Below are 11,233 nucleotides of genomic sequence, written 5' to 3'. Positions count from 1 at the left end.
GGCCGCCGAGCCGTCGATCAGTGGAAGAAGTGCCGCGTGCCGGTGAAGTAGAGCGTGACGCCCGCCTTCTCCACCGCGTCGATGACCTCCTGGTCGCGTACGGAGCCGCCGGGCTCGACGATGGCCTTCACGCCGCCCTCGATGAGCACCTGCGGCCCGTCGGGGAACGGGAAGAACGCGTCGGACGCGGCAACCGCGCCCGTCGCGCGCTCGCCCGCCCGGCTGACCGCGAGGCGGCAGGAGTCGACCCGGTTGACCTGCCCCATGCCCACGCCCACGGTGGCGCCGTCGCTGGCCAGCAGGATCGCGTTGGACTTGACCGAGCGCGCGGCCCGCCAGGCGAACGCCAGGTCGGCCAGCATCTCCGGAGAGGCCGGCTCGCCCGCCTTGAGCTGCCAGGTGGACGGGTCGTCGCCGGCCGCGTCGACCCGGTCGACCTGCTGGACGAGCAGGCCGCCGTCGATCCGGCGGAACTCGGCCGCGTTGGCCGGGCCAGCGGGGCAGACCAGCAGGCGAAGGTTCTTCTTCCTGGTGAGGATCTCCAGCGCCTCGGGCTCGAACGCGGGCGCCACCACGACCTCGGTGAACACCTCGGCGATCTGCCGGGCCAGGGACGCCGTGACCGGCCCGTTGACGGCGATCACGCCGCCGTAGGCGGAGACCGGGTCGCACGCGTGGGCCTTGCGGTGCGCCTCGGCCACGTCGGCGCCGACGGCGATGCCGCACGGGTTCTGGTGCTTGATGATGGCCACGCACGGGTCGGTGAAGTCCCACGCGGCCCGCCAGGCGGCGTCGGCGTCGAGGTAGTTGTTGTAGGACATCTCCTTGCCGTGCAGTTGCTCGGCGTTGGCCAGCCCGTCCGCTCCCGAGGTGTAGAGGGCGGCGCCCTGGTGGGGGTTCTCGCCGTAGCGCAGCTCGGCCTTGCGCCGCCAGGTCGCGCCCATGAACGCGGGCCACTCCTCCTCGGCCGCGTACGCGCTGCCGAACCACGAGGCCACGGCCACGTCGTAGGCGGCGGTGTGGGCGTAGGCGATGCCCGCCAGCCGCTTGCGCTCGGCCTTGCTGAACCCGCCCTGCTCCAGCGCGGCGGACACCTCGCCGTAGAAGCCGGGGTCGACCACGACCGCGCAGGTGTTGTGGTTCTTGGCGGCGCCGCGGATCATGGCGGGGCCGCCGATGTCGATCTGCTCGACGCACTCCTCCGGCGATGCCCCCGAGGCCACCGTCTGCTCGAACGGGTAGAGGTTGACCACCACGAGCTGGAACGGGTCGATCTCCAGCTCCTCCAGCTGCTGCACGTGGTGCGGCTTGCCGAGGTCGGCGAGCAGCCCGGCGTGCACCCTCGGGTGGAGCGTCTTGACGCGCCCGTCGAGACACTCGGGGAAGCCGGTGAGCTGCTCGACCTTGGTCACCGGGATGCCGTAGGACGCGATGGCGGCGGCCGTGCCGCCCGTCGACACGATCTCCACCCCCGCACCGTCGAGAGCCCTGGCCAGCTCTTCCAGCCCCGACTTGTCGTACACGGCGATCAAGGCACGCCGGATGGCGATGCGGGTCACGAGTTTTCCCCTCCAATGTTGTTGCCGATGCGGACGACGCGTCCGCTGACCGTCCAGCCCTCGCGGACCATCCGGCCGACAGTGTCGACGAGCAGCCGGCGCTCGACGGTCTTGATGCGCTCGTGCAGCTCGGACTCGTCGTCGCCCGGCAGCACGCGCACGGCCTCCTGGGCGATGATCGGCCCGGTGTCGACGCCGGCGTCGGCCAGCATCACGGTGCAGCCCGTCACTTGGACCCCGTACGCGAGCGCGTCGCGCACGCCGTGAGCCCCCGGGAACGACGGCAGCAGCGCGGGGTGGGTGTTGACGACCGGGAACGAGTCCAGCGTCGGAGCGCCGAGAATCTTCATGAAGCCGGCCGAGATCACCAGATCGGGCTTGTGGGCCGCGATCTCCGCGGCGATCGCGGCATCCCAATCCTCACGATTCGGATAATCACGCAAATTTCGCACAAAAGTGGGTACGCCTGCGCGTGACGCCCTGGCCAAACCTTCGATCCCATCGCGGTCGGCGCCGACGGCCACCACGCGGGCCCCGTACGAAGGATCGGCGGAAGCGTCCAGCAGGGCCTGTAGGTTTGTTCCAGAGCCGGAGACGAGGACGACGAGCCGCCCAGCCTTAGACACGCACTCTCCCATGGACAATCGTGGGGTGGGGCTGCAAGCGTATCCGTTACTCGCCCGGTGACGCAGAGGAGGTCAGGTGTCGACACCGGTGCAAGCACCGGCCGGTCAGCAGCCCGCGGAGTCCGCGGGCCGCCGAGCGATCTGGTTGTCCATCGCAGCGCTGGCCATGACGTTCATGCTGCCGCTGGCCGGGCTGGTCATGGCGGTGTTCGCGCTCGTGGCCGGCATCCGCGCGCTCCCGCTGCTGAGAGGCGCGGGCAAACCCACCGGCGTGGCGTCGGGCGGCATCGCCGTGGCGACGGCCGCGCTGCTGCTCTCCGCCGGGGCCACCGGCATGCAGGTCTACCTGATGGACGAGAACTCCGCCTACCAGGAGTGCATGAAGGGCGCCGGCACGGTTCAGTCGCAGGGCGAGTGCTTCGTGCAGTTCAGGGAGGCGGCCGAGAAGAAGCTGCCGCCCGACGTGCTGGAGCTGCTCGGCGCGGCGCAGCCCTGATCAGTCGCGGTCCCAGGCGTACGGGTCCACGTAGATCACGTGGCCGCCCTTGTCGTCTGACTCGTCCACGATGTCCTTGCGGCTCCGCGGCGCCTCGTCCAGCGGGGCGCGCGGGCGCGCCTGGGCCAGGGTCTCGGCGGCGGCCGACGCGTGCTCGTCCTGCCAGTCGTCCCTGATGACCGGGATGGGCTGCGTGTCGGCCTCGGTGGCGTCCATCCAGTGGCCGGGCAGCGGGCGGGCGTCCGACTCGGCCAGCCCGACCTTGCTGGCCGCCCTGGCGATCGCCGCCCCCGCCTTCCGCACCGGCGCGGCGGCCTTGTCGAGCGGCGCGCGGGCCTTGCGGCTGAGCAGCAGCAGGTTGGTCACGCCGGCGGAGATGCCGGCGGCCACGCCCACCTCCAGCCCGACCGACAGGGCCACCTCCCACGCCGGCGGCCCGACGACCGTCAGCCTGCCGCCGCCGATCGGCCCGCCGGACAACGCGGCCAGCGCCGCCGCCACCAGCCCGGTCGTGACGCCGGTGAGGAAACCCCAGAGCGGCGCGGCCTCGTACGCGGGAGAGGGCGAGATCCTGGCGACCACGACGCCCGCCACCGCGCCCGCCGCGAACGGCAGCGCGATCACCGCCATCATCCAGACGGGCGCCGGGCCGCTGTCGGGCAGTGCGCCCAGCATCGGCAGGCTCGGCACCGTGCCGAGCTGCACGCCCGTCGGCGCGACCAGCGTGTCCGCGCCGACCGCGAACCCCGGCCCGGCGATGTAGGACAGCCCCCAGATGACCACGTTGAACAGGTAGAGCAGCTGCACCAGCAGGAGCAGCACGCCGCCCACGAACCCCGGCGCGAGCACGTCGGACAGCTCCCGCACCTGGTCGAAGTTGAGCACGATGGCGACCAGCACGAGCACCAGCCCGGCCGCGAGCATGATCGCGGTGGCCACCGCCGTGCCGACGGTCACCGCCCGCACCCGCTCGGGCAGCAGCCTCGGCATCACCCGCCACGGCCCGATCGTTCGCGCGACGGCGAGCGTGCCGGCCAGGAAGGCCAGGAGGAAGTGGCTGATCAGCGCCTCGCCGATGGACGGCTTGGTGAGGTCGTTGGTGGTGGCCAGCGCGATGCCGCCGGCCAGCATGGCATAGGGGGCCGCGAGCGAGACGCCCGCCTGCACGACCAGCACGAGCTGGGCCCGGCGCCGCGCGTTGGCCTTCTCCTTCGGGCTGTTCTTCGGCAGCCGGGCCGGCAGCCGCAGCCGCAGGTCGGCGTCGCGGGCCATCCACCGCCCCGCCTTGTAGAGCAGCAGGGCGGGCAGCACCATCAGGCCCAGGGGCAGAAGCCCGACCCGGCCGCCGGGGATGTCGAAGCCCGCGTGGTGGGCGGCCAGCCAGATCTGCGCGGCCGTGCGGAACACGCCGGGCAGCCCCTGGCCGAGCGCGCCGCGCGGGGCGGCCATCCAGCCGACGATGGTGAGCGTGGTGAGGACGGCGAGCCCGGCACCCAGCGCGATGGCGGCGGCGAGCATGCCGGACACGGGCAGGGGCCGGCGGGACTCGTCGTCACCCGAGACCCCCGGCAGCTTGCCGAGAACCGACCGGGGGGCGGTGCGGAGCTGGTCGAGTATCGCCGTCACAACAAGTGATTTTCTCAATCTTTTCCGACCGGCGCTTGGTTGACGCGCCGCACCCGCCCGGTTTATACGGTGTTTCCGCGACGGGCACGGGCTTTCCGAGCCCCGGACACGCGGAAGGCCCCGCCCGGACGAACGAGCCGTCCGTGGGGGCCTTCGCCGCTGTCTAGCGTGACTGCATGATCTCCCGCATCAGGCGGGCGGTCTCGGAGGGGGTCTTGCCGACGCGCACGCCGACCTTCTCCAGGGCCTCCTTCTTCGCCTGGGCGGTGCCGGCCGAGCCGGAGACGATGGCGCCGGCGTGGCCCATGGTCTTGCCCTCGGGCGCGGTGAAGCCCGCGACGTAGGCGACGACCGGCTTGGTGACGTGCTTCTCGATGTAGGCGGCCGCGCGCTCCTCGGCGTCGCCGCCGATCTCGCCGATCATCACGATCGCGTCGGTGCCGGGGTCGTCCTGGAACGCCTGGAGGCAGTCGATGTGCGTGGTGCCGATGACCGGGTCGCCGCCGATGCCCACGGCGGTGGAGAAGCCGAAGTCGCGCAGCTCGTACATGAGCTGGTAGGTCAGCGTGCCGGACTTCGACACCAGGCCGATGCGGCCCGCGGTGGTGATGTCGGCGGGGATGATGCCGGCGTTGGAGGCGCCGGGAGAGGCGATGCCGGGGCAGTTGGGGCCGATGATGCGGGTCTTGTTGCCCTTCTCGGTCGCGTACGCCCAGAACTCGGTGGTGTCGTGGACCGGCACGCCTTCGGTGATCACCACGCAGAGCGGGATCTCGGCGTCGACGGCCTCCTTGACGGCGTCCTTGGTGAACGCCGGGGGGACGAAGACGACGGACACGTCGGCGCGCGTCTTCTCCATCGCCTCCTTGACCGTGCCGAACACGGGCAGGCCCTCGTGGGTGGTGCCGGCCTTGCGGGCGTTGACGCCGCCTACGACGCGGGAGCCGGCGGCGAGCATGCGGCGGGTGTGCTTGGTGCCCTCCGAACCGGTCATGCCCTGAACGATGATCTTGCTGTTCTCGGTCAGCCAGATAGCCATGTGTCACGCACCTACCGCAGCGAGCTCGGCGGCCCGCTTGGCCGCGTCGTCCATCGTGTCGACCAGCTCGACGCGCGGGAGCGCGGCGTCGGCCAGGATCTGTCGCCCGAGCTGGGCGTTGTTGCCGTCGAGGCGGACCACCAGCGGGTGGTTGACCGACTCGCCGCGGCTCTCCAGCAGCTTGAACGCCGAGACGATGCCGTTGGCCACGGCGTCGCAGGCGGTGATGCCGCCGAACACGTTGACGAAGATCGACTTGACCGACGGGTCGGACATGATGATCTCCAGGCCGGCCGCCATGACCTCGGCGGACGCGCCGCCGCCGATGTCGAGGAAGTTGGCCGGGGCGGGCTTGCCGGGGAAGGCCTCGCCCGCGTAGGCGACCACGTCGAGCGTGGACATGACCAGGCCGGCGCCGTTGCCGATGATGCCGACGGTGCCGTCGAGCTTGACGTAGTTGAGGTCCTTGGCCTTGGCCGCGGCCTCCAGCGGGTCCTCGGCTGCCTGGTCGACGAAGGCCTCGTGGTCGGGCTGGCGGAAGGAGGCGTTGTCGTCGAGCGTGACCTTGCCGTCGAGGGCCTTCACCTGGCCGTCGGCCGACAGGATCATCGGGTTGACCTCGACGAGGCTGGCGTCCTCGTCGACGAACGCGCACCAGAGCTTCTCGATGAGCTCGGCCGCGCCGTCGAGCGCCTTCTCCGGCAGCCCGCCGGCCGCCGCGATCTCGCGGGCCGTGGCGCGGTCGACGCCGGTCAGCGGCGAGACCGGCACCTTGGCGACCTTCTCGGGGGTCGAGTGGGCGACCTCTTCGATGTCCATTCCGCCCGCGGCGGAGCAGATGGCCAGGAAGGTGCGGTTGGCGCGGTCGAGCAGGAAGGAGAAGTAGTACTCCTCCGCGATCGCGCTGGCCTCCTCCACGAGCACCTTGTGCACCGTGTGGCCCTTGATGTCCATGCCCAGGATGGCCTGGGCCTTCTCGACGGCGTCGGCGGCGTCGTCGGCCACCTTGACGCCGCCGGCCTTGCCGCGGCCACCGGTCTTCACCTGCGCCTTGACGACGACGCGACCGGTGAGCTCCTCGGCGGCCGCGCGTGCCTCCTCCACGGTGTGGGCGACGATGCCGCGTGGCACCGGGATGCCGTAGTCGGCGAAGAGTTCCTTCGCCTGATGTTCGAACAGGTCCACGAGGGTCCGTCCTTGCTTCTCCGACTGAATGTTCGACGGCCCGGGCCACCCCGTACGTCCGTGCCGGGCGTTTCCGCCAGTGAAGCCTAGCCCCAGACTTGACCCTTCCCGGTCACCGGGTCGCGGTTGTGCCTGGATGTGACGGTGATCTCACTCCGCCTGCACGAAATGTGCACCGAATCATCAGCTCTTGTCCGCCTATTGAGATATCGCTGTGATCTTCGATCGGCAAGATACCTTTTTCCCCTTCCTTTTCAACCGAGGACAACGATGAGAAGAGTCATTGCCGGACTGGCATTGGCCACCGCGGCGACGCTGGTCACGGTGGCGCCAGCGCAGGCCGCACCGGCGAATCCGGTCAAAACGCTGAAGCAGCAGTTCAAGCCCGGACACGGAGTGCGCGTTTCCGAAACTGCGCGTAGTTACGTCGACGGAAAGGCCGCCGAAACCCTTCGTACGACAGGAAAACTCGCCTTCGGTAAGAAGGGAGTGATCGCGGCCGACCTGACCAGCCGCGCGAAGTCCAGCGGTAAGGGCAATACGCGCACCTCCCTGTCGGCGCTGGGCTCCAACCGCACCATCAGCACGGGCGACCACAGGTACCTGCAGGGCGGCATCTTCACGGACATGCTGCCCGAGGGCAAGAAGTGGCTGCGTTACCCCGGCTTCTCCCACCAGTCGAACCAAATGGTCGACATCTTCAACCCGAAGGTGCTCAAGGGCCTGGTCGCCAAGGCCGAGAACGTCAAGGGCGACTACAAGGGCACGGTCACCCTCAAGCAGCTCGCGGCGTTCCAGGACACGAAGATCCCCGGCAAGCTCGGGAAGATCAAGGTCAAGTATCTCCTCGACACCAACGCCAGAGGACTGGTGACCCGCGTGGTGAGCGAGTGGACACTCGACTTCGGCCTCATGGGCAGCAGCCGCACCGTCACCGACACCCGCTACACCGGCTGGGGCTCCAAGGTCACGATCAAGGCCCCGGCGAAGTCGCAGTGGCTCGACATCGCCGACCTGTTCGCCGAGACGCCGGACGCCGACATCCCGTCGGAGATCCCGGAAGACGCCATCAGCTCACTCGGGGTCGGCGGCTAGCTTTCTCCTCTTCCGTACGAATGAGGACCCTCATGCCCTCGGGCATGGGGGTCTTCCCAGTCCCACAAGACCGAGACATCGCATGAAGCGTCTCACCGCGGCCCTCGCCTCGACCTTCGTCCAGGCCGTCCCCGCGCAGGCCGCGCCCAAGGATCCGCTGGCCGCCATGAAGAAGCGGGACCGTCAGAGCGGCGGGCCGCTAAGGTCAAACGCTGATCCACGGAGGCCGGTTTCGTGCTCCTTTGGACCGTTACAACATCGTGACGAGCCATCCGCCGTCGAAACACGCGTCCCAATTGTCACACGTACAGACGCGTAACGCGGAGAACCATAGCTCAGGAGTACGACCCGTGAATGTCTTCCCCCGGATTCTCGCCGCCGCCGCGCTGGTGACGGCGGTGGCCTGCGCGGTGGAGGGCGCCCCCGTCGCTCAGCAGGCCGCCCGGCCGCAGACGGTGCAGGCGGCTCAAACCGTCACGAAGGCGAAGAAGAAGTTCAAGATAGGCATCGACGACATCACCCCCATGGGCGAGAAGACGGAGAAGGTGGGCGTCGGCTTCCCCATCATCGTCACCTTCGACCGCGACGTGCCCGACAAGGCCGCCGTCGAGTCCGTGCTCCAGGTCGAGGCGGAGCAGCCCGTCGAGGGCGCCTGGCGGTGGGTGTCGCCGCGCAAGGTCATCTACCGCACCAAGACCTACTGGAAGCCCTACCAGAAGGTGCTGTTCAAGGCCCTGCTCAGCGAGATCCCCGGCAACGAGAAGGCGAAGAACGTCAGCCGCCGCTTCGCCGTCGGCGCCAAGCACGTGTCGCTGGTCGACACCCGCAAGCACGTCATGAAGGTCTACCGCAACGGCAAGCTGGCCAAGAAGATCCCGATCAGCGCCGGCCGCGGCGGGCTGGTCAGGAACGGCGTCGACGTCTACCTGACCACCAGCGGCGTCCACCTGACCATGGGCAAGAAGGCCGTGGAGACCATGACCTCGTCGTGGATGGGGGTGACCGACCCGAAGGACCCCCGCTACTACAAGGAGGAGATCCCGTGGGCGGTGCGCATCTCCGACAGCGGCGAGTACGTCCACCAGAGTTTCGGCGACTACCAGTATCTCGGCCGGTCCAACCAGAGCCACGGCTGCGTGCGCGCCACCCCTGCCGGGGCCAAGTGGTTCTACCAGATCAGCCAGCGCGGCGACGTCGTCAAGATCGTCGGCACCAAGCGCAAGCTCCAGTGGAACAACGGCTGGAGCTACTGGCAGCTCAACTGGACCCAGTGGAAGAAGGGCAGCGCCCTGCGCACCGCCCAGAGCTGACGTACGGGGTCAGAGCTTCTCCAGCGGCGCGTACGCGAGCAGGAGCGTCTTCTCACCGCCCGAGCCGAAGTCGATCTTGACCTTGGTCTTCTCGGCCACGCCATCGACCGACACCACGGTGCCGAGACCGAACGCGTCGTGGGTGACCCGGTCGCCCGGCGTCAGCGACGGGACGGCCCGGCCGCCGGTCTTCTTCGGGGCCGCGGCCGGGGCGGGCTCGCGGCGGGTGGCGGCGCTCCACGCCGACTTGTCGGGGTCGGTGCGCCACTCGACCAGCTTGGCCGGCACCTCGTTGACGAACCGCGAGGCCGGGTTGAACGACGGCGCGCCCCACGAGCTGCGCACCGCCGCCCGCGTCAGGTAGAGCCGCTGCTGGGCGCGGGTGATGCCGACGTAGGCCAGGCGGCGCTCCTCCTCCAGCTCCTTCGGCTCGCCGATGGAGCGGATGTGGGGGAAGACGCCGTCTTCCATGGCGGTCAGGAACACCACGGGGAACTCCAGGCCCTTGGCGGTGTGGAGCGTCATCAGCGTCACCACGCCCTGGCCGCCGTCCTGCTCGGGGATCTGGTCGGCGTCGGCCACCAGCGACACCTGCTCCAGGAACTCCACGAGCGTGCCCTCGGGGTTGGCCTCCTCGAACTCGCCGGCCACCGAGACCAGCTCCTGGAGGTTCTCCAGGCGGGACTCGTCCTGAGGATCTTCGGACGCCTCCAGCTCGGCGCGGTAGCCGGTGGCCACCAGCACCTCCTCGGCCAGCGCGGACGGCGGCACGCCCTCGCCCTTGGCGATCAGCTCATCGATCATCGCGACGAACTCCCTGATCGCGTTGAGCGAGCGGGTGGCCATGCCCGGCGCCTCGTCGGCCCGGCGCAGGCCCTCCCAGAACGGGATCCGCTCGCGCGCCGCGAACGCCTCCACCATCGCCTCGGCCCGGTCGCCGATGCCGCGCTTGGGCACGTTGAGTATGCGGCGCAGCGACACCACGTCGAGCGGGTTGGCCAGCACCCGGAGGTAGGCCAGCAGGTCCTTGACCTCCTTGCGCTCGTAGAAGCGCACCCCGCCGACGACCTTGTAGGGCAGGCCGGTGCGGATGAAGATCTCCTCGAACACGCGGGAGGCGGCGTTGGTGCGGTAGAAGACCGCGACGTCGCCCGGCCTGACATCCTCCTCGTCGGCCAGCCGGTCGACCTCCTGGGCCACGAACACGGCCTCGTCGTGCTCGTTGTCGGCGACGTATCCCACGATCTTGGGCCCGTCGCCCTGGTCGGACCAGAGGTTCTTCGGCTTGCGCGACTCGTTGCGGGAGATGACCGCGTTGGCGGCGGCCAGGATGTTCTGGGTGGAGCGGTAGTTCTGCTCCAGCAGGATCGTGCGGGCGTCGGGGTAGTCGCGCTCGAACTCGAGGATGTTGCGGATCGTCGCGCCGCGGAAGGCGTAGATCGACTGGTCGGCGTCGCCGACCACGCACAGCTCCGACTGGCTGGTGCCGGAGCGCACCTGGTCGCCGTCGGCGGTGCGCAGCTCGGGGAACCCGACCAGCTCCCTGATCAGGATGTACTGCGCGTGGTTGGTGTCCTGGTATTCGTCGACGAGGACGTGGCGGAAGCGCATCCGGTAGTGCTCCGCCACCTCGGGGAAGAGCTGGAAGAGCGTCACCGTGTTCATGATGATGTCGTCGAAGTCCATCGCGCCGGCCTCGGTGAGCTTGAGCTGGTAGCTCTTGTAGGCCTGGGCGAGCGTCTTCTCCAGGTGGGAGCCCGCCCGCTCGATCGCGGTCTCGTAGTCGATCAGCTCGTTCTTGAAGTTGCTGACCTGGGCGGAGAACGACCGGGGCGGATAGCGCTTGGGGTCGAGCTCCATCTCGCGGCAGACCATGGCCATGAGGCGCTGGGAGTCGGCCTGGTCGTAGATGGAGAAGCTCGAAGGGAAGCCGAGCCGCTTGGCCTCGCGGCGCAGGATGCGCATGCACGCGCTGTGGAAGGTCATCACCCACATCGCCCGCGAGCGCGGGCCGACGAGCTTGTCGATGCGCTCCTTCATCTCGCGGGCGGCCTTGTTGGTGAACGTGATGGCCAGGATCTCGCCCGGATGGACGTCGCGCTCGGCCAGGAGGTAGGCGATGCGGTGGGTGAGCACCCGCGTCTTGCCGGACCCGGCGCCCGCGACGATCAGCAGCGGGCTGCCGTGGTGGAGCACGGCCTCGCGCTGCTGAGGGTTGAGGCCGTCGAGCAAAGGGTGGTCAACAGAGACTTGGGTGGGCACGCCCCTAGGTTAGGCCCCCTCACCGACAATCGGCG

At 69.5% G+C, this 11,233-nt stretch carries 9 protein-coding genes; 3 read left to right on the top strand and 6 right to left on the bottom strand.

Going from position 1 to position 11,233, the window contains the following annotated elements; translation table 11 throughout:
• Nucleotides 1-17 precede the first annotated feature (17 nt).
• Both purH and purN read right to left on the bottom strand, forming a co-directional pair.
• Nucleotides 18-1,559 carry a bifunctional phosphoribosylaminoimidazolecarboxamide formyltransferase/IMP cyclohydrolase gene (gene purH / locus AB0K05_RS00765; protein ID WP_148036900.1) on the bottom strand — a complete coding sequence of 514 codons (1,542 nt, stop codon included), beginning with the start codon at nucleotides 1,557-1,559 and terminating at the stop codon, nucleotides 18-20.
• Nucleotides 1,556-2,185, bottom strand: coding sequence for a phosphoribosylglycinamide formyltransferase (gene purN, locus AB0K05_RS00760; RefSeq protein ID WP_261809073.1), 630 nt, complete (start codon nucleotides 2,183-2,185; stop codon nucleotides 1,556-1,558). Before purN ends, purH begins: the two co-directional genes overlap by 4 nt.
• Nucleotides 2,186-2,261: 76 nt before the next feature.
• On the opposite strand from purN, the gene AB0K05_RS00755 reads away from it, so the two are divergent.
• The gene (locus AB0K05_RS00755) at nucleotides 2,262-2,681 is read left to right on the top strand and encodes a hypothetical protein (RefSeq protein ID WP_261809072.1); all 420 of its coding nucleotides are present in this window, start codon (nucleotides 2,262-2,264) and stop codon (nucleotides 2,679-2,681) included.
• Here AB0K05_RS00755 and AB0K05_RS00750 read toward each other — a convergent pair whose 3' ends face one another.
• From AB0K05_RS00750 to sucC, 3 genes are all read right to left on the bottom strand, one after another.
• A complete protein-coding gene (locus tag AB0K05_RS00750; protein ID WP_148036898.1) occupies nucleotides 2,682-4,307 on the bottom strand; it encodes a DUF6350 family protein in 1,626 nt (541 codons plus the stop codon).
• Between the two features lie 163 nt (nucleotides 4,308-4,470).
• Nucleotides 4,471-5,346 carry a succinate--CoA ligase subunit alpha gene (sucD, locus tag AB0K05_RS00745; RefSeq protein ID WP_148036897.1) on the bottom strand — a complete coding sequence of 292 codons (876 nt, stop codon included), beginning with the start codon at nucleotides 5,344-5,346 and terminating at the stop codon, nucleotides 4,471-4,473.
• A gap of 3 nt (nucleotides 5,347-5,349) precedes the next feature.
• The gene (sucC, locus tag AB0K05_RS00740) at nucleotides 5,350-6,531 is read right to left on the bottom strand and encodes an ADP-forming succinate--CoA ligase subunit beta (protein WP_148036896.1); all 1,182 of its coding nucleotides are present in this window, start codon (nucleotides 6,529-6,531) and stop codon (nucleotides 5,350-5,352) included.
• 489 nt (nucleotides 6,532-7,020) lie between these two features.
• Between sucC and AB0K05_RS00735 the strand changes: the two genes are divergently transcribed.
• Both AB0K05_RS00735 and AB0K05_RS00730 read left to right on the top strand, forming a co-directional pair.
• Nucleotides 7,021-7,626: a hypothetical protein gene (locus AB0K05_RS00735; RefSeq protein WP_271276623.1), complete on the top strand. Its 606-nt coding sequence runs from the start codon at nucleotides 7,021-7,023 to the stop codon at nucleotides 7,624-7,626.
• A gap of 350 nt (nucleotides 7,627-7,976) precedes the next feature.
• Nucleotides 7,977-8,936: a L,D-transpeptidase gene (locus AB0K05_RS00730; RefSeq protein WP_364225330.1), complete on the top strand. Its 960-nt coding sequence runs from the start codon at nucleotides 7,977-7,979 to the stop codon at nucleotides 8,934-8,936.
• A gap of 9 nt (nucleotides 8,937-8,945) precedes the next feature.
• Here the strand turns inward: AB0K05_RS00730 and pcrA are convergent, their stop codons facing one another.
• Nucleotides 8,946-11,168 carry a DNA helicase PcrA gene (gene pcrA / locus AB0K05_RS00725; RefSeq protein WP_148037301.1) on the bottom strand — a complete coding sequence of 741 codons (2,223 nt, stop codon included), beginning with the start codon at nucleotides 11,166-11,168 and terminating at the stop codon, nucleotides 8,946-8,948.
• Between the last annotated feature and the right edge of the window lie 65 nt (nucleotides 11,169-11,233).

It is taken from the genome of Nonomuraea sp. NPDC049486, from assembly GCF_040676925.1.
Classification (GTDB): domain Bacteria; phylum Actinomycetota; class Actinomycetes; order Streptosporangiales; family Streptosporangiaceae; genus Nonomuraea; species Nonomuraea ferruginea.
This window is presented reverse-complemented; position numbering and strand designations above follow the sequence as displayed.